Origin of the sequence: Brevibacillus nigriterrae, assembly GCF_049846925.1 — a bacterium.
GTDB lineage: Bacteria > Bacillota > Bacilli > Brevibacillales > Brevibacillaceae > Brevibacillus_H.
Genome location: NZ_JBNCMT010000035.1, coordinates 18,436 through 42,829 on the forward strand (window position 1 = coordinate 18,436; position 24,394 = coordinate 42,829).

The 24,394-nt window shown below is 42.9% G+C and carries 26 protein-coding genes and 1 riboswitch; of the genes, 25 read left to right on the plus strand and 1 reads right to left on the minus strand.

The window, feature by feature from the left end; translation table 11 throughout:
- The 9 genes from ACPW7N_RS21435 to ACPW7N_RS21475 all read left to right on the plus strand — a co-directional run.
- A partial coding sequence (locus ACPW7N_RS21435) for a molybdopterin dinucleotide binding domain-containing protein (RefSeq protein WP_425653336.1) occupies positions 1-227 on the plus strand: 227 nt, incomplete at its 5' end.
- A gap of 35 nt (positions 228-262) precedes the next feature.
- Entirely contained in the window at positions 263-835 is a 573-nt protein-coding gene (locus tag ACPW7N_RS21440; protein WP_425653337.1) for a DMSO/selenate family reductase complex B subunit, read from the plus strand.
- Between the two features lie 15 nt (positions 836-850).
- Positions 851-1,702 carry a dimethyl sulfoxide reductase anchor subunit family protein gene (locus tag ACPW7N_RS21445; protein WP_425653338.1) on the plus strand — a complete coding sequence of 284 codons (852 nt, stop codon included), beginning with the start codon at positions 851-853 and terminating at the stop codon, positions 1,700-1,702.
- Between the two features lie 39 nt (positions 1,703-1,741).
- A complete protein-coding gene (locus tag ACPW7N_RS21450) occupies positions 1,742-2,641 on the plus strand; it encodes a 4Fe-4S dicluster domain-containing protein (RefSeq protein ID WP_425653340.1) in 900 nt (299 codons plus the stop codon).
- Positions 2,642-2,668: 27 nt separating this feature from the next.
- Positions 2,669-2,887, plus strand: coding sequence for a twin-arginine translocase TatA/TatE family subunit (gene tatA / locus ACPW7N_RS21455; RefSeq protein WP_425653341.1), 219 nt, complete (start codon positions 2,669-2,671; stop codon positions 2,885-2,887).
- The gene (gene moaA, locus ACPW7N_RS21460; RefSeq protein ID WP_425653342.1) at positions 2,884-3,888 is read left to right on the plus strand and encodes a GTP 3',8-cyclase MoaA; all 1,005 of its coding nucleotides are present in this window, start codon (positions 2,884-2,886) and stop codon (positions 3,886-3,888) included. Before tatA ends, moaA begins: the two co-directional genes overlap by 4 nt.
- A 299-nt stretch (positions 3,889-4,187) precedes the next feature.
- A riboswitch (cyclic di-GMP riboswitch) is annotated at positions 4,188-4,273 on the plus strand.
- A gap of 175 nt (positions 4,274-4,448) precedes the next feature.
- Positions 4,449-5,960, plus strand: coding sequence for a methyl-accepting chemotaxis protein (locus tag ACPW7N_RS21465; RefSeq protein WP_425653392.1), 1,512 nt, complete (start codon positions 4,449-4,451; stop codon positions 5,958-5,960).
- Positions 5,961-5,983: 23 nt separating this feature from the next.
- Entirely contained in the window at positions 5,984-7,723 is a 1,740-nt protein-coding gene (locus tag ACPW7N_RS21470) for a hydrogenase maturation protein (protein ID WP_425653343.1), read from the plus strand.
- Between the two features lie 122 nt (positions 7,724-7,845).
- A complete protein-coding gene (locus ACPW7N_RS21475; protein WP_425653344.1) occupies positions 7,846-8,952 on the plus strand; it encodes an alpha/beta hydrolase in 1,107 nt (368 codons plus the stop codon).
- A gap of 17 nt (positions 8,953-8,969) precedes the next feature.
- Here the strand turns inward: ACPW7N_RS21475 and ACPW7N_RS21480 are convergent, their stop codons facing one another.
- Complete coding sequence (locus ACPW7N_RS21480) at positions 8,970-9,437, minus strand: MarR family winged helix-turn-helix transcriptional regulator (RefSeq protein ID WP_425653345.1); 468 nt, start codon at positions 9,435-9,437, stop codon at positions 8,970-8,972.
- Between the two features lie 142 nt (positions 9,438-9,579).
- Here ACPW7N_RS21480 and ACPW7N_RS21485 point away from each other — a divergent pair, with 142 nt between their 5' ends.
- The 16 genes from ACPW7N_RS21485 (at position 9,580) to ACPW7N_RS21560 (ending at position 24,376) form a co-directional block, all read left to right on the plus strand.
- On the plus strand, positions 9,580-9,999 hold the full coding sequence (locus tag ACPW7N_RS21485) for a DoxX family protein (protein WP_425653347.1): 420 nt from the start codon (positions 9,580-9,582) through the stop codon (positions 9,997-9,999).
- 44 nt (positions 10,000-10,043) lie between these two features.
- The gene (locus tag ACPW7N_RS21490; protein ID WP_425653349.1) at positions 10,044-10,241 is read left to right on the plus strand and encodes a CDGSH iron-sulfur domain-containing protein; all 198 of its coding nucleotides are present in this window, start codon (positions 10,044-10,046) and stop codon (positions 10,239-10,241) included.
- An 8-nt stretch (positions 10,242-10,249) separates the two neighbouring features.
- A complete protein-coding gene (locus tag ACPW7N_RS21495) occupies positions 10,250-10,429 on the plus strand; it encodes a hypothetical protein (protein ID WP_425653350.1) in 180 nt (59 codons plus the stop codon).
- A complete protein-coding gene (locus ACPW7N_RS21500; RefSeq protein WP_425653351.1) occupies positions 10,426-10,905 on the plus strand; it encodes a hypothetical protein in 480 nt (159 codons plus the stop codon). Before ACPW7N_RS21495 ends, ACPW7N_RS21500 begins: the two co-directional genes overlap by 4 nt.
- Before the next feature lie 263 nt (positions 10,906-11,168).
- The gene (locus ACPW7N_RS21505) at positions 11,169-12,290 is read left to right on the plus strand and encodes an ABC transporter substrate-binding protein (protein ID WP_425653353.1); all 1,122 of its coding nucleotides are present in this window, start codon (positions 11,169-11,171) and stop codon (positions 12,288-12,290) included.
- Between the two features lie 9 nt (positions 12,291-12,299).
- Positions 12,300-13,118: an alkaline phosphatase family protein gene (locus tag ACPW7N_RS21510; protein ID WP_425653354.1), complete on the plus strand. Its 819-nt coding sequence runs from the start codon at positions 12,300-12,302 to the stop codon at positions 13,116-13,118.
- A 74-nt stretch (positions 13,119-13,192) separates the two neighbouring features.
- On the plus strand, positions 13,193-14,041 hold the full coding sequence (locus tag ACPW7N_RS21515) for an ABC transporter permease (RefSeq protein ID WP_425653355.1): 849 nt from the start codon (positions 13,193-13,195) through the stop codon (positions 14,039-14,041).
- Positions 14,038-14,844 carry an ABC transporter permease gene (locus ACPW7N_RS21520; RefSeq protein WP_425653357.1) on the plus strand — a complete coding sequence of 269 codons (807 nt, stop codon included), beginning with the start codon at positions 14,038-14,040 and terminating at the stop codon, positions 14,842-14,844. Before ACPW7N_RS21515 ends, ACPW7N_RS21520 begins: the two co-directional genes overlap by 4 nt.
- On the plus strand, positions 14,841-15,860 hold the full coding sequence (locus ACPW7N_RS21525; protein ID WP_425653359.1) for an ABC transporter ATP-binding protein: 1,020 nt from the start codon (positions 14,841-14,843) through the stop codon (positions 15,858-15,860). The genes ACPW7N_RS21520 and ACPW7N_RS21525 overlap by 4 nt, the downstream gene beginning before the upstream one ends.
- 17 nt (positions 15,861-15,877) lie before the next feature.
- Entirely contained in the window at positions 15,878-16,660 is a 783-nt protein-coding gene (locus ACPW7N_RS21530) for a DeoR/GlpR family DNA-binding transcription regulator (RefSeq protein WP_425653361.1), read from the plus strand.
- 16 nt (positions 16,661-16,676) lie between these two features.
- Positions 16,677-17,438 carry an HAD family hydrolase gene (locus tag ACPW7N_RS21535; RefSeq protein WP_425653362.1) on the plus strand — a complete coding sequence of 254 codons (762 nt, stop codon included), beginning with the start codon at positions 16,677-16,679 and terminating at the stop codon, positions 17,436-17,438.
- 121 nt (positions 17,439-17,559) lie between these two features.
- A complete protein-coding gene (locus ACPW7N_RS21540; RefSeq protein WP_425653363.1) occupies positions 17,560-18,921 on the plus strand; it encodes a D-serine ammonia-lyase in 1,362 nt (453 codons plus the stop codon).
- Positions 18,922-19,115: 194 nt separating this feature from the next.
- A complete protein-coding gene (locus ACPW7N_RS21545; RefSeq protein ID WP_425653364.1) occupies positions 19,116-20,849 on the plus strand; it encodes a methyl-accepting chemotaxis protein in 1,734 nt (577 codons plus the stop codon).
- Positions 20,850-20,896: 47 nt separating this feature from the next.
- Positions 20,897-21,469 (plus strand): TetR/AcrR family transcriptional regulator, encoded by a 573-nt coding sequence (locus tag ACPW7N_RS21550; RefSeq protein WP_425653366.1) that lies wholly within the window; start codon positions 20,897-20,899, stop codon positions 21,467-21,469.
- A 55-nt stretch (positions 21,470-21,524) separates the two neighbouring features.
- Complete coding sequence (locus tag ACPW7N_RS21555) at positions 21,525-23,414, plus strand: alpha/beta fold hydrolase (RefSeq protein WP_425653367.1); 1,890 nt, start codon at positions 21,525-21,527, stop codon at positions 23,412-23,414.
- Positions 23,415-23,473: 59 nt separating this feature from the next.
- A complete protein-coding gene (locus ACPW7N_RS21560; RefSeq protein ID WP_425653368.1) occupies positions 23,474-24,376 on the plus strand; it encodes an SDR family oxidoreductase in 903 nt (300 codons plus the stop codon).
- Positions 24,377-24,394 lie beyond the last annotated feature (18 nt).

Genomic DNA, 24,394 nt, shown 5'->3' on the forward strand with positions numbered 1-24,394 from the left:
ACAAGGCCAAAGTCTTCAATGATCGCGGGACTCTCATGATTCCTGTCAAGCTGACCAAACGGATCATTCCTGGCGTTGCTGCTATTCCACAAGGTGCTTGGTATACACCAGACAGCAATGGCATTGATATACGCGGGTCCTTAAACGTGCTAACCTCTCACCAGCCAACTCCGCTTGCCAAGGCGAACCCGCAGCACACGAATTTGGTCGAGATTGTCAAAGCGTAAAACGAAACTGGTTGAATGAGAAGGAGTGAACAAGCATGACACAATTAGGGTTTCACATAGACCAAGCCCGTTGTACCGGATGCAAAGCTTGCGTTGTGGCTTGCAAGGATAAAAACGATCTGGAAGTGGGTACAAACTTCCGTCGCGTCTATGAGTTTGAAGAAGGGGATTATGGCAAGGATGGCGCTGGCATCGTGGCAAATATCCAGGCTTACTTCCTGTCCATTTCCTGTAACCACTGTACGAATCCGAAGTGCGTGGAGAATTGCCCAACAGGAGCCATGCATAAACGGGCCGAAGACGGTGTCGTGGTGGTGGATCATGACAAATGTGTGGGCTGCCGCTACTGCGTCTGGTCCTGTCCGTACGGAGCGCCTCAATATAATGAAAAAATGGGTAAGATGACGAAGTGTGACATGTGCATTGATCTGCAAGCCGTTGGTGAAGAACCTGCTTGTGCCGGGGCTTGTCCGATGCGAGCTATCGAAGTAGGAGAGATTGAAGAGCTTCGCAAAAAATACGGTACCCGTAATGAAATCAAAGGTATGCCAAGTGCTTCTCATACCCAACCCAACATTGTCATTACGGCGCATCGGGACGCCAATTAGAGGAGGAGAACGACCATGCATGAATGGGCACTATTATTCTTTACACTGATGATGCAGGCGGCAATTGGCGGAATGTGCATGCTCTGGCTGTTTCAATTCAAGCTTGCCAAAACAGTCAGCCAGGATGTACTGTTTGCAACCATGAAAAAACCGTTGATGACGGTAGCCATTCTCTCTTTGGTGGGAATGGCAGCATCTACGATCCATCTTGGAACTCCGACCCATGCTTTCTATACAATCTCGAATCTGGGAACCTCGTGGTTAAGCCGGGAGATTCTGTTTACCGGGATGTTTATCTTCGGAACGCTGATCACACTTTATCTGAGCTTGAAAAACAAACAGGTGCCGGGCGGTTTGGCACTGGCGACAGCGCTGATTGGATTGGCTGACGTTTTTGTGATGAGTTCGCTTTATACGCATACATTTGTTAACGGCTGGAATAGCCTGAATACCTATGGAGCCTTCTATGGTACAACATTGATTTTGGGTTCCGTACTGGTTGCAAGCTTTATGACCGGTAGCTTGAAGACAAGCAATCGTTCTGAAGCATCTCAGGAAGTCACTCGATACAGCTTTTATGCTGCCTTAATCGGATTGGTTCTGGAATTGGTGCTTGGGGTAATTTACGGCTTCTCCATCCCAGCACCAGAGGCTATCCAAGCAACACCTGCCGTAACGCTTCTCGAATACTTGCAACCAGCCGTTCTGATCCGCTATCTGCTTGCCATTGTTGGTGTCGGTTTCATGGGCTTCTTGGCTGCAGGGAAATCTGTAAAAAATACAACTCAAGTAGCCTATTTGGCTTTAGCCATCGTATTTGTGGCTGAGTTTATTGGACGCTACGTATTTTATACATTGGGTGCCTAGTCGATTCTCAACCAAAATCTTTTTGAAGAGGTGGCTAAGATGGGTTTATTTAGTAACTGGGTAGAAAGCCTTGATTATGGGTTGGAAATACTCCCCTCTTGTACGCGCCATCGGAGTCCCCGTTCATCGTGCAACAAATGCCTGGAAGCATGCCAGAACGAAGGAATTTCTCTCGTCGATGGCAAGCCTTACATAGACAGGGAGAATTGTGTGGATTGTGGAAGCTGTATTTCCGCTTGTCCTGTTCAGGCGGTGGCGGGGATCTTCCCGAAAAGAACAGTGGTTGGCAATCAACTGGTGATCACAAGCGAGCAATTCCCTACTGTCAAGGAATTGCTGGTTTCTTATAAAAAAGGGATCAGGACGATCGTCAGTGAGGATCCGGCATTGCTAGACGAGCTGAGACAGCAAATTGAAGAAGCGAATTCTATGCTGCTTCAACTTGGCGAGCAACCGTTCACTACTGCTGTGAAGGCTGTTGAAGAAGAAGAAGTAAAGTATACGAGAAGAGAGCTTTTCTCTTTCTGGAAAAATGAAAGCCAATCACTTGTAAGGCAGTTCGCACCCGCAAAATGGCGCTTTAATCAGCAAGATTTGGACTTGACCAAGTATTATCCTGATTATCAATTCTGCAGAATCTCGCTTAACCTTGAGACTTGTACGTTATGTGCTGCCTGCCAAAGGCTTTGTGAGCGACAATGTCTTCAGCTGTCGGAAACAGGTTTCAGTATTTCGGCACAAGCCTGTTCATCTTGTCAGTTGTGTGTGGATATCTGTCCTGAGCATGCTATTTCGGTAGAAGATGGTATTGCGCCTGCTGTCTCTGTTCAATATCCCGTTTATCAGAAGCAGTGCGGGGTCTGCAATCATTCGTTTGCCACTTTGAGGGAACACGACGAAATATGTGTGATGTGCACAAAGCGCAAAGGATTTTTTTAAGAAAGTTTTATACGAGGGGTGAATTTCATGACCAGTATTGGTATTCCTGGGCTCATTTTAATTCTGATTCTTGCATTGGTTTTATTTGGCCCAAAAAAATTGCCTGAAATCGGACGAGCGGTTGGTCAAACGTTAAAAGAGTTTAAAAAATCGACTCGTGAGTTGACATCAGATGTGGTGGAAGAAATGAAAGAACAGCCAGTCAAAAATATCACAACGACTGTGGAAAGCCGAGAACAAAGATGAATAGCCTGCTCGATTCTCTTGAGAGGCCTCTTCAGGATTTACGTATTTCCGTCATTGACCAATGTAATTTTCGCTGTTCATACTGTATGCCGGAAGAAGTGTATGCCCATCGAACATTCCTGAACAAAACGGAACTATTATCTTTTGATGAGATCGAAACAATTGTTCAGGCGTTTGCGCATCTTGGAGTGAACAAATTAAGACTCACAGGTGGAGAACCTTTACTTCGGAAAAACCTTGCAGATTTAATCAGAAAATTATCTGGTATTTTCGGAATTGACGATATTGCTTTAACGACAAACGGCTATTATCTCCCCTTGTATGCTCAAGCGTTAAAAGAGGCTGGATTAAAGCGGGTGAATGTAAGTTTAGACGCAATGGAAGATTCCGTTTTTCAAAAAATGAACGGGAGAAACATCAAAGTCGGTACGATCTTAAACGGAATATTTGCGGCGCAAGAAGCGGGGCTTGAGGTAAAGGTGAATATGGTCGTTCAAAAGGATGTGAACGATCTCCAAATTATACCAATGGTTCATTTTTTTAAAAAGCACAAAATTACGTTAAGGTTTATTGAATTTATGGATGTTGGAAATTCAAATGGTTGGAATATGGATCAAGTGGTCACTGTTCAGGAGATTCATGATCGGATTCAAGCCCAGTATCCTCTAAAAGCAGTCACATCCCGGTATTTTGGAGAAGTGGCGAAGCGCTATCGGCATGTGGGGACCCAAGCTGAAATTGGATATATCTCTTCCGTCTCGAATGCATTTTGTTCAACCTGTACACGGGCTCGTTTGTCTGCTGATGGACAGATTTATACCTGTTTGTTTGCCAACCAAGGATTTGATCTCCGCAAATTAATGAGAGAAGGAGCTTCACTCGAAGAAATTGTATCCTCTGTAAAAGAAATTTGGAATGGACGGACTGACCGGTATTCTGAAGAACGGTTACATTATACAAACAAAGAAAAAAAGATAGAAATGTATTATATTGGTGGTTGAAATATCTTTCTTTCGATTGGAAGCATAAATTTGCCTGAATGGCAGACTTATGCTTCTTTCATTTTCGCTCCCCCTTGTTAGCTTTATCAATCTTCGCCTCCTACATAATATATCTTGAACATGACTATCTTCTAATTCAATAAAGGCCAACGGTGAAATTTGCAATTAATACAACTTGTGGCAAAAAAGTAAATTTAATAATAAAGTGATTTTTTTTACTGTCGTTTATTGTTGTAAAATGTTATTATATTTCAGATGATAAATGGTTAATCTTTCCTATTGTTATCTATAAATTTTACTAGTGACAAAGGCAAACTCATTGAAAGGTGAGGACGCAAAGCCACGGGTCTAAAGCTCTATGAGCCACGATAGCCGGGTTGCCGAATAGCTGATAAGAGGATGGCTATTCTTAGATAGTCATCTTTTTTATTTTCAACATTCACTCTTATCTATTTTTCCAACAAGAAGATGTCAGATTGGCGAAAGAAGTCAAAAAATCTTTTTCAATCAAACCAAGTTGTGTTTGAAATAAATAAATATTGGGAGAGATGAAAGTGTTAATGAGTGTTAAGAATCGCCTTATACTGATTTTGTCTTCAATCGTTTTACTGTGTTCAGGTCTTGTTCATTTTCTTCATCATTCAGTAAATTTATTTCAGCATATGGAAGTTTCAAATGTTGAAAGATCAGGTTTAGTAACAAACGGTTTCCTTGTATTTCCTATGATATTATTTATCGTTACCATTGTGCTTTACCGGATCAATAAAGATCATCCGCTCATTCCACTTTTCAATACACTTACCATTACATTTAGCAGTATCTCCATGATTGCTGGTGGCGATGGGATGGTAGAGTATCATTTTTCCATTTTTATGGTAGTAGCAATAATAGGTTACTACGAGAGTATCAAATTAACATTGATCATGACTGTGATATTTGCGATTCACCATATTGCTGGTTACTTTCTCTTTAGTCAATATGTTTTTGGGAACATGCAGTACTCTTTTTCAATGGTCCTTATCCATGCTTTGTTTTTATTAGGGACTTCTGGTGCAATTATTTGGCAAACAATCCAAAAGCAGAAATTGCTTGATGTCTTGGATGAAAAGGAACAGAGTCAACAAATAGTAAGTGGAATCATAAGAAAATTGTCTTCCACCACTGAAAAACTAATGAATGCTTCTTCTCAATTAAAGAGTAATTATGAATCGAATCAAATGGCTATCAAGGAGATATTTTCCCACATTCAAGAGGTTTCGAGCGGTGCTAGTATCCAAAAAAAGCAAACTATTGATAGTGCACAGATAATCGAAGAAGTAGCATTAAATATTCAACAAATTACAGAAACGTCAACGATTGTATCAAAAGCGTCATTAACGACTACACATGAGGCTGAACATGGTGATGCGATGATACAAAAAACAGTCAAGCAGATGAGTTCGATCAATGACACAGTTAACACTACGTCTGAGACAGTTAAATTGTTGGATAATCGTTCAAGAGAGATCCAGGAAATTGTCGGATTAATAACAAATATTGCTTCGCAAACGAATTTACTGGCATTAAATGCAGCTATCGAGGCAGCAAGAGCGGGAGAGCACGGAAAGGGATTTGCTGTAGTTGCGGATGAAGTAAGAAAATTAGCTGAGGAATCTGCTATCTCTGCAAGCAAGATTGCTGGTATTATTCAGACAATCCAATCGGAGACGAACACATCCATGAAATCCATGGATCAAGTGATCAGTGAAGTAAAAGCCGGATTAGAGCTTGTGCAGGAAACAGGAGAAATATTTGAAAGAATACATACGTCTATTGATGAAGTAGCTGATCAAATTAAGAGGATATCATACTCAACGGAAGGGGTTTCAGGTGGAGCACAAGAAGCATTAGCATCTATTCAAGAAATGGCATCTTTTGCAGAACAAGCATCAACTAACGCTCAAAATATAGCAACCTCATCTGAACAGCAACTATCATCTGTGGAGAATCTTTCTACTCTCATTTCTACACTTAACGAGATTACGTTCGAACTACAAGATTTGATTGAAAAGACGAAAGAATTGAAGTTATAAACATGCCTAGAGGAGTGAGTGTAATGAAAATCCTATTTCTAACTACAGCTCATAACAGTATGAGTCGACGAGCTTATGATGAACTTACCAATATTGGACATCAGGTTGATGTATATCTGGCCATTGGGGATAGTGAAATGATTCAGGCAGTTGAAAAACACAAACCTGATTTAATTGTTGCCCCGATGTTAAAAAAAGCAATACCTGACGTGATTTGGCGTAATCACACTTGTATCATTGTCCACCCTGGGATCAAGGGTGACCGAGGGCCATCATCTTTAGATTGGGCGATATTGCATGGTGCAAGTGAATGGGGGGTAACTTTACTTCAAGCCAATGAAGAGATGGATGCTGGGGACATTTGGGCTTCCGTTAATTTCAAAATGAGAAATGCAAGCAAGAGTAATTTGTACAGACATGAAGTTACAGAAGCAGCTATGAAGGGATTGCTTTTGGCGGTCGAGAGATTTGAAAAAGGTGATTTTAAACCGGAACCACTTGATTACAGTAAAGAGGATGTAAAAGGAACTTTGCTGCCCACAATGAAGCAAGCTGATCGAGCAATTGATTGGTCTATGGGTACAGAGCAAATTGCAAAGAAAATTCGCAGTGGAGATAGTCAACCCGGTGTGTTGGATAAGATTTACGGAGAAGAATATTATTTATTTGGAGCACATGAAGAAGATGTGTTAAAAGGGAACCCCGGCGAAATAATTGCCTGGCGTGATGATGCGATTTGCAGGGCAACGGGTGATGGAGCGATTTGGATTACTCATCTGAAAAGAAAAAGCACCGATAATAGCATCACATTTAAAGTGCCAGCATTTCTTGCATTAGCGGATAAGTTAAGCAATATAGCTGAATCTCCATTAGCTTTCGACGATGAGTACGAGGGTCGAACATACAGAGAAATCTGGTATGAAGAGAAAAACAAAGTAGGCTATTTACACTTTGATTTCTACAATGGAGCTATGAGTACGGAACAGTGTGACAGGCTTCGATTAGCATATCGTGCTTGTTTAAAAAGAGATACAAAAGTGATTGTATTAATGGGTGGATCAGATTTTTGGTCAAACGGTATCCATCTTAACGTGATTGAAGCTGCTGAGAGTCCTGCAGATGAATCATGGAAGAATATCAATGCAATTGATGATTTGGTTCATGAAATTATCACAACAAATTCTCATCTGGTTATCTCAGCTATGCAGGGTAATGCTGGTGCGGGTGGAGTCATTCTGGCACTTGCAGCCGATTATGTATACGCTCGTGAAGGTGTGATCTTAAATCCGCACTACAAAGGAATGGGTAATCTGTACGGGTCTGAGTACTGGACGTATCTGCTACCTAGGAGAGTTGGGGCTCAAAATTCATTTGAAATTACGGAAAAGTGTATTTCTTTAGGCACAAGTTCTGCTAAGAAAATTGGACTCATTGACGGAGCTTTTGGCGAAAGTACAGATAGTTTTTCTTATGCTGTGGCGGAAATAGCGGAGAAGCTTGCTTGTTGTACTGATTACCAGCATTTGCTAGATGCTAAAAAGGAAATGCGGATGAAGGATGAACAAGTAAAGCCACTGGAGCAATATCGAAAAGAAGAGTTAGATAAGATGTGGGAGAACTTTTATTCACCAGATTCTCTCTATCATGAAGCACGCAAACGGTTTGTTTATAAAACATGTCCAACGTGCAGTGAGGTAGTAATCAATCGTATTAGTCCGCTAACTATTCATGTTTTACAGGAAGTTGCTGTTAGTGCAGATTAGATGAAACATCCAAACAGTTGTCGCAGGGTTTTCTCTGTGATGGCTGTTTTTTTATTGCTTGAATAATTTGGTTCGAAAAAGATCAAAACATAAAAAAATGCTTGAATCAAAGGGGTACCTTCATGAAAAAGATGCTAATTAAAAAATTAACCGTAATTTCAAGCGTAACACTCATGATGTTAGCAACAGGTTGTGGGAATTCAACGGAGTTCAGACACTCTGATTCTTTTGATGTCGCCCCCACATCAGTAGGTGCTGTTGCTGCAGAACAGGGTGTACCTGCAAGTCTATCACCAAAGGTAGTATTAGAGCCGGAAGCTCAAAAGATCGTTGACGCTACCGCCAACCCTCCCTATTTGAACGAACTTGGTCCCGAAAAAGCACGGGAAGCCTTAAACAAACTTCAATCGGGTCCCGTTAAAAAGCTGCCCGTAGATGAAAAAGACCTTACGATCAAAGGGGGGCCAACAGGTGAGGTATCTCTGAAAATCGTACGGCCCAAAAATGTGAAAGGCAATCTCCCTGTCATTTTATATATCCATGGAGGAGGTTGGGTGTTAGGGAATGAACAGACGCATGACCGTTTGATTCGTGATCTGGCTGTGGGGTCACAATCCGTTGTCGTTTTCCCAAAATACAGTCTCTCACCGGAAGCCAAATACCCCGTCGCAATCGAGCAGGTCTACACTGCATTAAAGTGGATTGCAGAAAACGGCAAAAAGTACGGTATGAATCCGGATAAACTGACGGTGGCAGGTGACAGTGTAGGTGGCAATATGACCGCTGCTGTCACTCTGATGGCCAAAGATCGTGGCGGTCCGCCGATTCATAAGCAACTGCTTTTTTATCCCGTAACCGATGCATCGTTTGATACAGAATCATATAAGCAGTTTGCCACGGGGTATTACCTTCGTCGTGATGTCATGCAGTGGTTCTGGGATCAGTACACAACCGATCCAAAACAAAGAGCGGAAATTTATGCTTCCCCGTTGCGTGCGACAACTGAGCAATTGAGAGGTCTTCCCCAAGCTTTGGTCATCACAGATGAAGCGGATGTACTGCGTGATGAAGGAGAAGCCTATGCTGCCAAACTTCGGCAAGCTGGCGTTCCTGTAACTGCAGTACGAGTTCTCGGCACCATCCATGACTTTATGATGCTTAACGACTTGGCCAACACAGAGGCGGTAAAAGGAGCAACGTTGCTTGCCAACGAATGGCTTCGAAAATAGCAAGCAAAGAACACCATTCAAATGAGTGGTGTTTTTTCTTGTTCTTCATCGTCGAATTGCATTTTTTGCAGGATAGTGCGTAATAACTCAAGTTCCTCATTGGATACTTTCGAAACGAAATGTTCCTGAATCCCTTTGGCATAAACGGGCCAAGCCTTTAGGAGTTCTCTTTGTCCATCTCTTGTCAGGACAGCAAAGGCACCCCGTCGGTCCGTTTCACTCCTTTCTCGGATAATGAGGTTTTCTCGTTCAAGGCGGTCAACCAGGCGGGTTAGACCACTCCTGCTTAAAACAACTGATTTACCAATTTCGTTAATCCTAAGCCGCTTTCCAGGAGCTTCATATAAAGCAATTAATACATCGTACGTTGAAAGGGGAACTCTTTTTTCCGAAGCCAAGTCCTGTTCAATCAAGGTAATGATCTTGGCATGGGTTTTTAAAAACGTGCGCCAAGACTCCAATTGTTGTGGGTTTAATTTGTCCATTTACGGTCCATCTCCTTGAAAAAATGCCTTGAATTCACTATAAAACAAAAATGTTGACTAAGCAACAATTAGCATGGTAAGATTTTGTTGCTGAATCAATTGTTGATTAAGCAACAAAATAAAGTGACGGGAGAAGATGAATGTGAAAGGAAGAGTGACGGATTTCGCTAATGCAATTTTGCGGATATCAGTAGGATTCATTTTTGCTGCACATGGAGTATTCAAATACTCATGGGGAATGGGAAACCTGGCCGACTGGTTGGCACAACAGGGTTTTCCGTTACCCGGCGTAACAGCTCCTGTGCTTACTGGGGTGGAGTTACTTGGTGGGCTGTTGCTGATGCTTGGGGTCGGTACACGTTATATCTCCGCTATTTTTTCTTGCATCCTACTAGTGGCGCTTTTCAAGGTGAAGTTGTCGGTTGGTTTTATTGCGACGAACGCGACAGGATATGAATTTGATTTTATTCTCCTTGTTGTCAGCCTTTTCATTTCATTAACAGGAGAGAGTACTCTTGATAAAGCGATGAAAAAGCGTTTTGGGCAGGAGAAAGTTGGATGAGTGTAAACGTTTGTGATACCGAAATGGAAGGGGGGTGAAAGCAAATGGATAGAGTCACTGTTACAAAGTTTGATAATGGTCCTTTTGTGTTAAAAGGGGAAATCGAATTGTTAGACGGTCAAGGTAAAGCGTTTAAAGTAACTGATACTGTCGCCCTGTGCCGGTGCACGAAGAGTTCAACTCAACCTTTCTGCGACGGAACGCATAATAGCTGTGGTTTTCGTGAATCTTCAAGGGCGTAACGTTTCTAATGAAACCAAGTCAGCTTCAAATTACACAAAACCATGAAGGAACTGCCGGGGAGGCTCCTTCATGGTTTTTTTGTGACCAAAGAGAAGCTGCAAAAATATTTTTTTGCGCTTTTCAGATGAATGTGGTAAAAGTGGAAGTAATTACAAGAAAAAAGATAGAAAAGGGAGAATATAAATGAAACTGCAACCATTGATCGAGGCGATTAATGAAGCGTCTGAAGATCAAATGAAACAAGAGCAGGCGATAAAGGATTTTCTATATTCGTTTATCAAGCAAGGTCATTATTTCGTCGTATCTCCTTGGCCTAAGAAAATAGATGAAACAGGTATGGACCTCCGACCTTATTTTGGTCTCCATTTGGACAAGTATCCTACGTATTATGTGTTTACCGATTCGAAGATTGCGTATGTTTTTGCTCAACATTATGGTTTGTGCTTAGCGAATGGTGAGGCTCTGACTATCAAAATGCCAACAGAAAATTTTATTGAAAGATTGAAACACTATCAAGAGCAAGGTGTCGAGCTAGTTATGTTTGACGAAGGGGAATCATACTTTGCACATACGATTCCGTATATCGTAAATGTATTAGAAGAGATAGGTACAAAAAACACAAAAAATACTTGGGCCAAGTACCTGAAGAAAATGTTTACGTAACGTCTCTTGATTTCAGAAATTTTTTTCGATGTTAAATAATCCTTGAACGTAGCGAACAGGTGTCGCAGGGTCTCCTCTGTGATAACTGTTCTTTTTTGATTTTCCTCCAATTCATTGATGTGTGTTTCCGTAGAAACAATCTCTTTACATGAAATTAATCAAATAACAAGGTAAATTCACGTGTGGTTAATATTGCGATTGTATATTTTTATTGTACAAAACAACAAACAAACGCACATAAACACAAATTGGAGGAGAATCACATGAGAAAGCATATGGCTCTGAAAACAGTGTTGGCAATGGGATTGTTGACTTTGGGAATTACCGGATGTGGCGGTGAACAAAATACTGCTACCCCGAACAAGGAAGCAAATGCACCGGCGGAAAACACACAAAAAGAACTTTCACTTGAAGAGATTACCGATATGGCGAAAAAAGAAGGGCAAGTTGTGAGTGTCGGAATGCCGGATGGATGGGCCAACTGGAAGGGTACGTGGGAAGATCTAAACAAGAAATACGGGTTAAGTCACACGGATACAGATATGTCCAGTGCAGAAGAACTCGCGAAATTTGAAGCTGAAAAGGATAATCCAACCGCTGACATTGGTGATGTGGGTATGTCATTTGGACCAATAGCAGTCGAAAAAGGATTAACTATTCCATACAAAACAAGCTATTGGAATGACATTCCGGACTGGGCAAAAGACGATCAGGGAAATTGGCTAGTTGCTTATCAGGGGACGATTGCCGTACTAACGGACAAGAAACTTGTCAAAAATCCACCTAAGTCTTGGGATGATCTATTAAAAGGCGACTATAAAGTAGTTGTGGACGATGTATCGAAATCCAATCAGGCACAAATGACTGTTTTGGCAGCAGCGATGGCACATGGTGGAAATGAAGGGAACATCCAGCCAGGTTTGGATTTTTTTGCGGAGTTGGCCAAGCAAGGTAGGTTAGCTTCCATGGATGTTAAACCAACCAATCTGGAAAAAGGCGAAGTTCCTGTTGCGCTTCTGTGGGATTTTAGTTCTCTAGGATACCGGGACAAAATTGATCCAAATCGTTTTGAAGTATCCATTCTAAAAGAGGGAAGTGTTGTCAGCGGTTATACCACCATTATCAATAAATATGCTCCGCATCCTCATGCAGCGATGCTTGCCCGTGAATATATCTTGAGTGACGAAGGTCAAATCAATCTTGCAAAAGGTTATGCTCGACCAATTCGTACGAATGTAAAGATGCCGGAAGATGTGGCCAAAAAAATGCTTCCTGCCGAACAATATCAAAATGCAAAACCGATCAAGGATTACAACGTTTGGGGAAATACAGCAAAGCAACTGCCGCAACTGTGGCAAGAGCAAGTATTGGTCCATGTAAAATAGGAGGAATCTATGAAAAAAGTAATAATGGTCGTCATTGACGGATTACAGTACCAAGTTGCTTCTTCTCAAATGGGGTATGTAAACCATCTTGTTGAATTGAATAAAGCTGCATCTTACAAAGTAAAGTCCGAACTGCCAAGCATGTCCAGACCTCTATATGAAGTGCTGTTGACAGGTACGCCTTCATCAGTCAATGGGATCACAAGCAATGATACCTGTCGTCTATCTAATCAAAAAAGCCTGTTTCATTTAACAAAAGAACATGGACTGCGGAATGCGGCAACCGCTTTTTATTGGGTAAGTGAGCTATACAACCGTGCGCCCTTTGACAAAATTGCCGATCGACAACAGTCAGATGAGTCTAATACCATTCAACACGGAACGTTTTACTATGATGATTTCTACCCTGATTCTCATCTCCTGTTGGACGCAGAAGTGTTACGCAGAAAATATGACCCTCATTTTCTCTATATCCATACCATGGGGGTTGATAATGCAGGGCATATTTATGGATCAGATTCGAAACAGTACCGAAAATCAGCTATAAACATGGATAGCCTGTTAGCCGAGCTGATTCCTGTATGGTCCAAGGAAGGATACTATATCATTATCACGGCAGATCACGGAATGAATACAGATGGTGCACACGGAGGTACCGGAAACGATGAGAGAGATGTACCTTTATTCATCATCGGTGAACGAGTGAAGCCAGGCTATTATGAGCAGATAATCCCGCAGCTGGCAATGGCACCATTGATTTGCCAATTGCTTGGAATCTCGCCTTCTGAGGCAATGATCTCATATGATTTTTCAGAAATGATCGATTAAGTGATAACTAACTTAGAGGAAGACCATTGCTATAAGGGAATGGTCTTCCACAATTAAAGCCAGGAGTTGTCCAAATGAAACAGAAGATAACATGGTTTTCCGTGCTTGCCCTGCTTCCCTTTGCCGTGTTGGTCATTGCATTTGAAATCGTGCCTCTGATTGGAATGATCATCGACAGCTTCCAATCTGATCAAGCAAAAAAATTCAGCTTGGAGCATTATATAACAGCTTTCACCAATCCTTATTATTTTAAAGGGATTACTAACAGTTTGCTGATTTCCTTGTATTCCAGCCTCATTGGGATAGTGATTGCCCTGGTAACATCTTATTCCATTACACAAATGCCGAAAAAGATTCAAACGATCATGATCACGTTCTCCAATATGACTTCGAATTTTTCCGGAATTCCGCTTGCCTTTGCCTATATTATTTTGCTTGGAACCAGCGGGGTTTTTACCCTGTTAGCCAAGGAGTTCGGTTGGAATATACTCAGCTCGTTTGATTTATATAGCTGGAGTGGACTTGTAGCTGTGTACGTTTACTTCCAGATCCCGTTAGCCATTTTGCTGCTTTATCCGACGTATTCCGGAATCCAAAAATCCTGGCGTGAATCCGCCTCTCTTTTAGGAGCTTCTCCGTTGCAATTTTGGAGGTACATTGGACTGCCAGTTATTTTTCCAAGTGTGATCGGGACGTTTAGCATTCTCTTTGCCAATGCCATGGGGGCGTATGCAACCGCCTATGCGTTAGTAGGGGGTAGTTACAATATCGTACCGATACGGATCGGTGCTTTAGTCAGTGGTGATGTTGTCAGCCAACCACAATTGGGTAGCGCGTTAGCTGTCATCCTGGGGTTGATGATGGTTGGAGCCATGTGGTTTAACGAGCGAATGATGCGCCGGGTAAGGAGAGATTTGCGATGAAAAAAGGATCGATCCACTACTTTGTCATAGTAGTTGTAGGCTTGTATCTTTTCCTGCCATTAGCCGCCACATTTTTGTATTCGATTTCGAATACGTGGGCAAACACGATCTTGCCATCCGATTATACACTTTCATGGTATCAGCAGCTTTTTTCTGATCAGCAATTTATCAAGGCGTTGGGGAGAACCGTGTTGATCTGTGTTCTTGCCCTGGTGGTAAGCATGATTACCATGGTGATGGCTATCTTTGCTGTCACGGTGTATTTTCCGAAGTGGGAGCGATTTATCCAGGCACTTGTGATGCTTCCTTATGCCATTCCAGGTGTTGTAATGTCGGTCGGTTTGATCAAAATGTACTCAACGAAGCCAATTGTCTTGACCGGAACAGTCTGGATCATCATCGGAGCTTACTATGTGTTGATTCTGCCATACATGTATCAGGGCATACGAAATAGCATGAGAACAATTGATGTGAAAAGGCTGGTAGAAGCGGCAGTGATATTAGGGGCGAGCAAGGGGAAAGCATTCGTCAATGTAATTCTGCCAAACATTATCCCAGGGATCCTCGTTTCGTCTCTATTATCTCTTTCTATTCTATTCGGAGAATTTGTTTTGGCGAATATTCTTGTTGGCGGGCACTTCGAAACCATCCAAATCTATTTAATGAAACGTCTGAAAGAAAATGGGCATCTGTCCAGTGCCGTAGTCATTACGTATTTTGTAATCGTTCTGATTAGTTCATTGATGATGTTGAAGCTGGGAACGAGATTTCAAAACGGTGAGAGAAAGGAGAAGGTGTCATGAGTCATGTACAGATTGAAAGAGTGCAAAAAAAATATGCTGACACCAGCGTGCTTCAGCATGTCTCCCTTGAGATTGAGAAGGGTGAATTTATCACGCTGCTTGGCCCAAGTGGATGCGGAAAGAGTACGTTGCTTCGATGCATTGCCGGATTAGAGACCGTAGACAGCGGTGCGATAAAAGTGAATGGGAAGGACATCTCCAACTTATCCCCTCAGAAGCGAAATGTCGGGATGGTGTTTCAATCGTACGCATTATTTCCGAACATGACGGCTTTTGATAATATTGCATTTGGATTGAAGATGCAAAAGATGGATAGGAAGGAAATCGACAGAAAAGTACGTCAGGTAATGGATCTGATTCATTTATCGGAAAAAGCCAATGCTTATCCTCATGAACTATCCGGAGGACAACAACAACGTGTAGCTCTGGCAAGAGCAATCGTGACAGAACCGGATATCTTATTACTGGATGAACCGCTAAGTGCACTCGACGCAAAAATACGCAAAAACTTGCAAATGGAGCTGCGGGCATTACAAAAGAATTTGAATATGACGATGATCTTTGTAACGCATGACCAGGAAGAAGCGATGACCATTTCCGATCGTATCTTTGTGATGGATCGAGGCGAGATTGTGCAGAGTGGAAAACCGGAGAATATTTACGCTTGTCCCAAAAATGAATTTGTTGCCCGGTTTATCGGCAGCTATAACGTGTTGACTCATGATGATTTTTATCAAATAACGGGCAAATCGATAAAAGCGGGTTCCTATGCTATTCGGCCCGAGGTTATTGGGTTGTTTGACAACAGTATTCCTTCCGCGATGAAAACATCAGGATTTTGGGTTAAAGGATCTGTTCGGAGTGTTACCATCAAAGGAAATGTGCGTCGATATGAGCTGCAGGCAAATGATTGTATTTTACATGTAGATGAACTTAACGTGCCTCAAACTGCTCCTTTAACAGAAGGGATGTACGTTCAGGCATGGATACCAGAAAAAGAATGTATTTTACTCTAACATGAAGGTGAGTCTCGATGTCAATGCTGGCCGTTGAGAGAAAAAAAACAATTCTGGATCAATTGCAGGCGAAAGGAAGGGTGAACGCCGCCGATTTAGCCAGATTGTTTGATGTGTCTATGGAAACGATTCGTCGTGATCTTGATCTATTAGAAAAGGAAGGCTTTTTAAGGCGAGTACATGGCGGAGCAGTTAAAAGCAATTTTGAATTTGGAGAGCCACCATTTGTGCAAAGGCAAAGCATTCAGATGGAGTCCAAGCAAAAAATTGCCAAACGAGCAGTACAATTGCTACAAAATGGAGATACGATTGTAATGGGAGGCGGTACCACGATCTTGGAAATGGCTCAAGCAATCCGTGGTATTAACAACCTCACCGTATTAACCAATTCACTTCCCACAGCAAATGTCTTGATGGATTCACTGAATCAAGGACTCTTCAATGGAAAAGTGATTCTGTTAGGCGGAGAGTTAAACGTGGAGCAGCATTCAGCTAGAGGAGCGTTATGCGCAAAAATGCTAGACCTGTTTAAGGTGAACAAAGCGTTTATTTCACCGGGTGGTATTGCTTTATCAGGGATTACTGAGTATGAGGTAGAAGAAGCGGCAATCTCCCAAAAAATGATGGAAGTGGCAAAAGAAGCGATTATTATCGTGGATCATTCGAAGATTGGAATTGAAGCGTTTTGCAATATTTCTTCCCTTAACGGGGTTGATATGATTGTTTGTGATCAAGAGATCCCATCAGCATGGAAAGAGCATGTAGAAAATATTGGATGGATAACAACAGGAACCGAGTAGAGTGGAGGCAGCTATAGTGAGTCAGATTAAAGGTATCCTTTTTGACAAGGATGGTACGTTACTAGATTTTCATGCTTTTTTTGTTCCAGTTGCCAAACAACTGGTCACACACTTATTAGAAGAATTGGGTCTATCAGATGATCACTCGCTAGAAGAAGAACTGTTGAAGGTGATCGGATTGCGAGAAAACCGGGTAGATCCAAAAGGAATTCTCGCCAGTGGTACATCCAAAGATATTTATGAAGCTTTTTTGGGCTTGCTTCAGGGCAAGAATGTGTCGTCTGAGAGGATCGAGAAGTTGGAGACCTGGATTCCTCATAAATTGTATGACTTGACCAAATCAAGCGCTGTTGAAGTGAAGCCGACTGCCGATTTGACAAAGCTTTTTGAACAGCTCCATCACCTAGGAATTAAGGTAGGAATTGCCACGGCAGACGATTGGGAATCTACGATTTATTGTTTGGAAAGTTTAGGAATCAATCAATATTTTGAATTTATTGGAACATCCGATCACTATGACAAAAAGCCAGACCCGTGTATGCTGAATGCATTTTGTCAAAAATATCAATTTCATACGACAGAAGTAGCGGTGGTTGGGGATACAGTTGTCGATCTTTTGCTCGCCCGAAATGGATCTGCTGGTCTTGCGGTTGGAGTGCTATCTGGAGTAAGTGGTCCGAATGAATTGAAAGATTTAGCGGATATTCTGCTTCCTTCTGTTGGTGAAATCGTTAGGGCAGATGGGCGCTTGATATGGGAAAACGGCATCATCCGATAGATTCGGGTGATGTTGTTTTTTAAGCTTGGCAACAGCAGGTTATCAAAGGAGAAGAATGGTAGAATGCAAACTGGTTATTATGCTGTATGGACTGGAATAGGTACAGTAAGGGGAGAACGATATGAGAAAAGTGAAGCAAATCGCAGGAAAAATGATCGGGCAATGGATTGCGGAATATCCCCTGTTAGAAGATATGGTTACAACCAAAAGTGTGTTTTGGTCGAACCCGGCATACGGCATTCGGAAGAAGTTTTCTTTGGGAGAAGAAGACGTGAAAGATGCGGAAGATCGATTATTGCGCTTTGCCCCCTACTTGTCGAAGGTATTTCCGGAAACAAGTGTGACTAACGGCATTATTGAATCACCCATTGTGCCTATACCTAAAATGCAACGATTTTTGGAGAACAGATATAACCAAGAGATTCCTGGGAGACTGTTGATGAAATGTGACAGTCATCTTCCCATCTCTGGATCAGTAAAAGCAAGAGGCGGAATCTATGAAGTGCTCAAGCATGCAGAGGATCTGGCGTTTGCACATAACATGCTTACAGTTGTTGATTCCTATGAGATTCTCGACTCCGAAAAGTTTCGTGATTTTTTCTCTCAGTTTTCCATTGCAGTCGGATCAACTGGCAATCTTGGGCTAAGCATCGGTATCATGAGTGCAAGAATGGGATTTCAGGTTACGGTGCATATGTCAGCAGATGCAAAACAGTGGAAAAAAGACTTGCTTAGAAAGAAAGGCGTTACAGTCATTGAGTATACGTCAGACTATAGCAAAGCAGTTGAAGAGGGAAGAAAGCAAGCAGAAGCAGATCCAAACTGCTATTTCATTGATGATGAGAATTCCAAACATCTGTTTCTAGGATACGCTGTTGCAGCCAAAAGACTGAAGAAACAACTGGATGCCTTAGGGATCATTGTAGATCAAGATCATCCTTTATTCGTATATCTCCCGTGTGGTGTAGGTGGAGGGCCAGGCGGTATTACGTTTGGTTTGAAAGTTGTGTACAAGGATCACGTACATCCTTTCTTTGCGGAACCAACCCACTCTCCATGCATGCTGTTAGGTTTAGTAACCGGACTGCATGACCAAGTGTGCGTGCAGGATTTTGGTATCGATAACAAGACTGAGGCAGACGGACTCGCAGTAGGCAGACCTTCTCGTTTTGTTGGAAAGACCGTTGAATCCTTGATTAGTGGAATTTATACCGTTGAAGATGATTTACTCTTTGTATTATTACAAGCACTGGCCGATAGTGAAAACATTAACCTTGAGCCTTCTGCATTGGCAGGAATGCCGGGTCCTGTGAAACTGGTTGGATCAGAGGAAGGTAAGCAATTTATAGCCACTAATCATCTTGGTTCGAAATTGAGTCAAAGCACACATATTATTTGGGCTACAGGTGGAAATATGGTGCCGTCAGAAATAATGAAAGAGTACTATCACAAGGGATTGTTATTATCGAAAAAGAGTAGGTAACGAAATTGAACACCTTGTATAGTGCATATTTTTGCCAATCCCTGCACCAGATGAAACCAATTTGGACTTGGGAAAGTTTGTTGAATAATGTCAAATTTCTCATTATAATCTAATCTATTAACTATGCAGCCGTGATAAATATCACAGGCGAGTGTGGTTGTACTCTAATGGAACGGTACGGCAGGAGGATTGTAATGAATCAAGTAAAGGTATCCATTCGTGTAAAGATGATGCTGATTAGTTTTCTCATTCTAGTTTTCTTTGGATTGTCGGCGATGTTTGTCTCTTATTCCAAAATCAAAACGAGCAACCTGGATTCCATGTATACACAATTACATGCCTACTCTGTGATGCTCGCTGAAAACCTCGATATGGATAAAGTCAAATCAGTGGTGGAAAAACCGGACGGGTCCAATCCGGATGTCATCGAGATGCACAAACAGATGGATGAAATCATGCAAACATCCAACGCAAATCTCGGGAATCTCTATCTCGTTACCATAAAAGATGGGCGTTATTATTTTCCTACGTTAAGTACGTCTGCCATGGATGGAGATCTTACCTTTGGTTCGGAGTACACCACGGGTGGCCCCACTTTTAACGAGCCAGCCCAAAGGGCTTATGATACAAAGACCAGTCAGATAACACCCATCTATACCGACGATGTGGGAACCTGGATCACATCCTTTTATCCGATTATTGACATGGATGGTCAAGTTATCGCCTTATATGCCGTGGATTTTGAAGTGTCCAAAATTAACGATAAAGCCTGGAATGAAACGAAGGGCCTTCTCCTGTTAATTACGATTTTTCTTATCGTCTCCGGGATTGTTTTTTACCTGGTTGTATCCAAAATGATCAAGCCGATTATCTCACTCGCCCAAACATCCCAGAGAATTGCCGAGGGAGATTTGACGGTAGATGAAATCAAGGTACACACACATGATGAAATCGGGTTATTGAGCCACTCCTTCAATCAGATGGTATCCAACCTACGAAACGTGATTCAGCAAGTCAGCAAAAGTATGGAACAAGTATCAGCTTCTGCAGAAGAATTAACAGCAAGCGCAGAGCAAACCAGTAAATCAAGCGCTCAAATTGCAGACACGATTCAGGAGGTAGCGGCTGGTTCTGATAAACAGGTTCAAAGTATTGAAGAAAGCTCGCAAGCAATGGAGAACCTGGCCACAGGCGTCAAGCAAATTGCCGCTACGGCACAGGGTGTTTCCGTATCTGCAAACCTGACATCCGAGAAAGCAGTAGTAGGAAATGACGCCATTCAAACAGCCGTTCAACAAATGAAATCTATTAACTCGACCGTGAATAAACTGGCAGAAGTCATCAAGATATTGGGTGAGCGATCTCAGGAAATTGGTAAGATTACAGAAGTGATTACAAGTATTTCGGCACAGACCAACCTGCTTGCTTTGAATGCAGCTATCGAAGCGGCACGGGCAGGGGAACACGGAAGAGGATTTGCTGTAGTCGCAGACGAGGTCCGTAAGCTTGCCGAACAATCCGTAGGCTCTTCCCAGCAGATCTCACAATTGATCGCTCATATCCAGGGCGAGACGAGCAAGGCTGTTGAATCAATGGGGACAGCTACACGGGAAGTTCTCGAAGGAATTGACGTAGTGAACACGGCTGGTGAATCTTTTGAACAAATCCAGGAGTCTGTGATTGTGGTTGCCAGACAGATTCAGGAAGTTTCAGCCGCAGCCGAGGAAATGCTCGCAAGTACCAATCAAGTTCATCAGGCGATCAGTCAGGTTACGGAAGTAGCGTATCAAGCTGCATCTGGAACGCAGAACATATCAGCGGCTGCCCAAGAGCAATTTGCAGCCATGGAGGAGATCGCCACATCCGCTAATTCCATGTCCAAGATGGCGGAAGATCTGCAAACCTTGATCGGAACCTTTAAATTGTAGGTTTACAGCCATTGACAATCCACTTTTAGGACTATATAGTACTAATTATGAAGCGATCATCGAACCGTATCCAAATTATAACCACGGCGTCCGATTTATTTTTGCAAAAAGGGCTCGCGAACACCAGTATGGATGACGTTGTAGCCAAAAGCGGAGTATCGAAATCAAACATTTACTACCATTTCAAAAGTAAGGAGGAACTGACAGGAGCTGTTTTGGCTCATCGCATGAACTTGCTGCAAGACACACTGGGTGCCATCTTACACTCCCGAGAGCTTACGGTTGCCGAGCGGATAAAACGTATCTTTACCACTCTTGCTGCAGAGCTGGAGGGGCGGTCCTGTGTAGGCGGGTGCCCGGTATTCTCATTACTTTCTGCGAATGTGCCCGATATCAAGATGAGGATCAACCTTTTTCTTGAGGAAATGAAAAAGATAGCTGAAAAACTATTGTCCGAAGGAATAGCTCAAGGGGAATTCAAAGCAGATATATCGATTTTCCAAACGGCAACACTCCTCGTTACCGTTCTTGAAGGGTCCATCATGCTCGCTGAGGCGCAAGGAGATTCGACTGTTCTAATTAACGCTGGGAATACATTTCTACACTTACTGAAAGTGTAGTCTTTTTTTACAACAAATTAGTACCAAACAGTACTAAAAGGTGGGGAAAAGGGTAATGGCAAAGGTATTTGTAACAGGTGCAACCGGTTTTATTGGCAAGGAGATGGTGAACCAGCTAGTGAAAAGTGGTCATATGGTGCTGGCTTTGGTTCGTTCGCTGGAGAAATGGAATCAGTTTCTTTCGACTTTGTCCTCAGAGGAAAAAGGTAACTGCATTGCTTTGATCGGGGATTTGCGGAAGGAACGACTGGGATTGTCGCAAATTGATTACCAGCAAGTACTGGAGGCTAACATCATCATCCATGCGGGGGTACCGATGGATATCACATTAGAGGAATCGCTGGCAAGGGAAGTGATCCTAGAGGGGACGAATCGTCTGTTGGCAGTGGCTAAAGAGATCCATGAGCAAAAAAACTTGCAAAAGCTAATTCATATTGTCGGATACATGAGCCCATATGGGGATGAAAGCGGGCAGCTCACTACCGATGTGTTTGAAAAAAATGAGGACTTCGATCATGCTGGGGGCTATGAAAAGTATAAATTTCTCGCCGATTTATTACTCAGGCAAGAGTCCTCTCGTTCAGATTTGCCGCTGATTGTCGTGAATCCAAGTACAGTAGTCGGGCCACGTCACACAGGAAGCACCGAGCAAACAGACGGATTGGGGCTGGTGGTAAGCTCAATGCGACGTGGGAAATTTCCTGTCCTTCCATGGGGCAAAGAGTGGTGGCTGCCGTTAATCGCAGTAGATGATCTGGCTATTCTTCTCGTTGGGATTGTTGAATCTGAGCAAAGCAGCCATCAAACGTACTATGCCTTACATGGACGAGACACCACCCTATCCTTTCCTGAGTTCATTCAACTGTTGGCAAAAGAATTGCGAATGAAAGCACCGAAGATCCGAGTGCCGCTAACCTGGTTGAAAACACTTCTTCGTTTGGGTGGCAGTAAAGTTATGGGTGTTCCTGCAAATTCAATGGACTTTATCGTGGAGAAGGAATATCCCTTGCATCCTTTCCAGCAAATCATCGGACAAAAAGGGATTGGCGTGTATGATACAACTACTTTTCTTCCGAGAGTCGTAGCCGATTTGGATTACCGGTTATCTGCCGGACAAACCCGAGTACCACTCCCGTTTCAGAGAGAAAGGATAGGGGACTTGGCCGCCTATAAAAAAGAAGGAAAAGGGAAGACATGGGTGCTTTTGCACGGGCTTTTCAGTGAAATGAGCGATCTGATTCCACTTGCCGAACACATGGAAGATGATACGGTTTGGCTGTTGGATTTGCCAGGCTTTGGTCGATCGCCTTATCACCATCAGGAAGCGGGTAAAATGGAGGGCTATATCCAATCTGTGGTGAAAGCAATTCAGGAGCTGCCTTCTCCCATCAACCTGGTTGGCCATTCATTTGGCGGTTATTTGGCAAACGAGGTTGCGAAGCGAGTGCCAGACAAAATTGAAAATCTGTATCTTTTACAACCCCCTCTGCATGCACCTAAGTATCCTGCTTTGCACGTACAATTGGGAAAAATCCCTGCTTTGTTTGAGACGATTTTACAAAAGCAATTTACGCCAAGCCGCCTGGAAACTGTATTTTTGGATCAGGGTGTCTTTCAGTCGAAAAATGAAATTCCGCCTCAATACTTAGAAAAAGTGCATAATCTCATGCAATCACCTCGGATCAGGAAGACCCATAAGGAAGTCCTTGCCTTTTTCATGAATGATTTTAATGGTATGGAATGGGGGCGGTCATCTGGGCTTCCTACACGTGTGATCTGGGGATCACGAGATAAGATGTATCGTCTATCGAGAGGGATTGAAGAGCTGCTCGCTCACTCACACATTGAGGTGGAACAACTTGACGTGGGTCATCACTTTCCCATAAGCCACCCTCAACTTGCAGCTAAAGCATTATTAGCCCATGCAAAAAGGGAACACAATTAACGTGCACGCCAACAAACACCCAGGAATAGAATGTGGTAAAAATTTGCAGGAGGAAAGAGATGTATCCTGTTTATCCATATTACTCCTATCGCACGGAATGCCAAACAAGCCCCATTACGTTCCCGCCTCAACAGCAGGACAGACAGCCTGGTTTGGAGTATCTGGTGATTCCGCGCCCAATTTCTCAAAACCCCGGCTATCGGAGGGCGAACAAGCTGCTTAACAAAGTCGCAGTTGTTACGGGTGGGGATAGTGGGATTGGACGTGCAGTTGCCATCGCTTTTGCAAAGGAAGGGGCAGATGTAACGATTGCTTATTTCGATGAGCACAAGGACGCTGTGGAGACCCAATACCTCATCCGTCAATGGGGGAGAAGGTGCATTGCCATTCCGTGTGATTTGCGGGAAGAAAAATCCTCATCCGATGTCATTGAACAAACCATCGATACCTTTGGACATATCGACATCGTTGTCAATAATAGCGCTGTTCAATTTCCACAGATGAGTATCCTTGATGTCTCGGAGCAACAACTGGAAGATACGTTTCGAACGAATATCTATTCGTATTTTTTTATGACAAAAGCGGCCCTCCCTTATCTTCAGGCAGGCAGTGCAATTATCAATACGGCTTCTGTTGCAGCCTACGAAGGCATCAAGGAGCTGCTGGCTTACTCGGCAACGAAAGGCGCTGTGGTATCATTTACACGCTCCCTAGCGATGTCTCTGGTAAAGCAGGGAATCAGAGTGAATGGAGTTGCGCCAGGCCCGATCTGGACGCCCTTCATCTCAGCAACCTTTCCAGTAGATCGACTCATCACTTTTGGTCTGAACACACCGATGAAGCGGGCAGGCCAGCCATTTGAAGTAGCACCGGCTTATGTCTATCTGGCATCAGATGATTCCAGCTATATGACGGGTCAGATTCTCCATGTTAACGGAGGAGGATTGAATATAGAAGTGTAGATAAGCATCGTTCATCCA

Excerpts from the sequence above, each read along its gene's own strand:
- ACPW7N_RS21440 (WP_425653337.1), top strand. The coding sequence starts at position 263 with ATGACACAATTAGGGTTTCACATAGACCAAGCCCGTTGTACCGGATGC.
- ACPW7N_RS21445 (WP_425653338.1), top strand. The coding sequence starts at position 851 with ATGCATGAATGGGCACTATTATTCTTTACACTGATGATGCAGGCGGCA.
- ACPW7N_RS21450 (WP_425653340.1), top strand. The coding sequence starts at position 1,742 with ATGGGTTTATTTAGTAACTGGGTAGAAAGCCTTGATTATGGGTTGGAA.
- tatA (WP_425653341.1), top strand. The coding sequence starts at position 2,669 with ATGACCAGTATTGGTATTCCTGGGCTCATTTTAATTCTGATTCTTGCA.
- moaA (WP_425653342.1), top strand. The coding sequence starts at position 2,884 with ATGAATAGCCTGCTCGATTCTCTTGAGAGGCCTCTTCAGGATTTACGT.
- ACPW7N_RS21465 (WP_425653392.1), top strand. The coding sequence starts at position 4,449 with ATGAGTGTTAAGAATCGCCTTATACTGATTTTGTCTTCAATCGTTTTA.
- ACPW7N_RS21470 (WP_425653343.1), top strand. The coding sequence starts at position 5,984 with ATGAAAATCCTATTTCTAACTACAGCTCATAACAGTATGAGTCGACGA.
- ACPW7N_RS21475 (WP_425653344.1), top strand. The coding sequence starts at position 7,846 with ATGAAAAAGATGCTAATTAAAAAATTAACCGTAATTTCAAGCGTAACA.
- ACPW7N_RS21480 (WP_425653345.1), bottom strand. The coding sequence starts at position 9,437 with ATGGACAAATTAAACCCACAACAATTGGAGTCTTGGCGCACGTTTTTA.
- ACPW7N_RS21490 (WP_425653349.1), top strand. The coding sequence starts at position 10,044 with ATGGATAGAGTCACTGTTACAAAGTTTGATAATGGTCCTTTTGTGTTA.
- ACPW7N_RS21495 (WP_425653350.1), top strand. The coding sequence starts at position 10,250 with ATGAAACCAAGTCAGCTTCAAATTACACAAAACCATGAAGGAACTGCC.
- ACPW7N_RS21500 (WP_425653351.1), top strand. The coding sequence starts at position 10,426 with ATGAAACTGCAACCATTGATCGAGGCGATTAATGAAGCGTCTGAAGAT.
- ACPW7N_RS21505 (WP_425653353.1), top strand. The coding sequence starts at position 11,169 with ATGAGAAAGCATATGGCTCTGAAAACAGTGTTGGCAATGGGATTGTTG.
- ACPW7N_RS21510 (WP_425653354.1), top strand. The coding sequence starts at position 12,300 with ATGAAAAAAGTAATAATGGTCGTCATTGACGGATTACAGTACCAAGTT.
- ACPW7N_RS21515 (WP_425653355.1), top strand. The coding sequence starts at position 13,193 with ATGAAACAGAAGATAACATGGTTTTCCGTGCTTGCCCTGCTTCCCTTT.
- ACPW7N_RS21520 (WP_425653357.1), top strand. The coding sequence starts at position 14,038 with ATGAAAAAAGGATCGATCCACTACTTTGTCATAGTAGTTGTAGGCTTG.
- ACPW7N_RS21525 (WP_425653359.1), top strand. The coding sequence starts at position 14,841 with ATGAGTCATGTACAGATTGAAAGAGTGCAAAAAAAATATGCTGACACC.
- ACPW7N_RS21530 (WP_425653361.1), top strand. The coding sequence starts at position 15,878 with ATGTCAATGCTGGCCGTTGAGAGAAAAAAAACAATTCTGGATCAATTG.
- ACPW7N_RS21540 (WP_425653363.1), top strand. The coding sequence starts at position 17,560 with ATGAGAAAAGTGAAGCAAATCGCAGGAAAAATGATCGGGCAATGGATT.
- ACPW7N_RS21545 (WP_425653364.1), top strand. The coding sequence starts at position 19,116 with ATGAATCAAGTAAAGGTATCCATTCGTGTAAAGATGATGCTGATTAGT.
- ACPW7N_RS21550 (WP_425653366.1), top strand. The coding sequence starts at position 20,897 with ATGAAGCGATCATCGAACCGTATCCAAATTATAACCACGGCGTCCGAT.
- ACPW7N_RS21555 (WP_425653367.1), top strand. The coding sequence starts at position 21,525 with ATGGCAAAGGTATTTGTAACAGGTGCAACCGGTTTTATTGGCAAGGAG.
- ACPW7N_RS21560 (WP_425653368.1), top strand. The coding sequence starts at position 23,474 with ATGTATCCTGTTTATCCATATTACTCCTATCGCACGGAATGCCAAACA.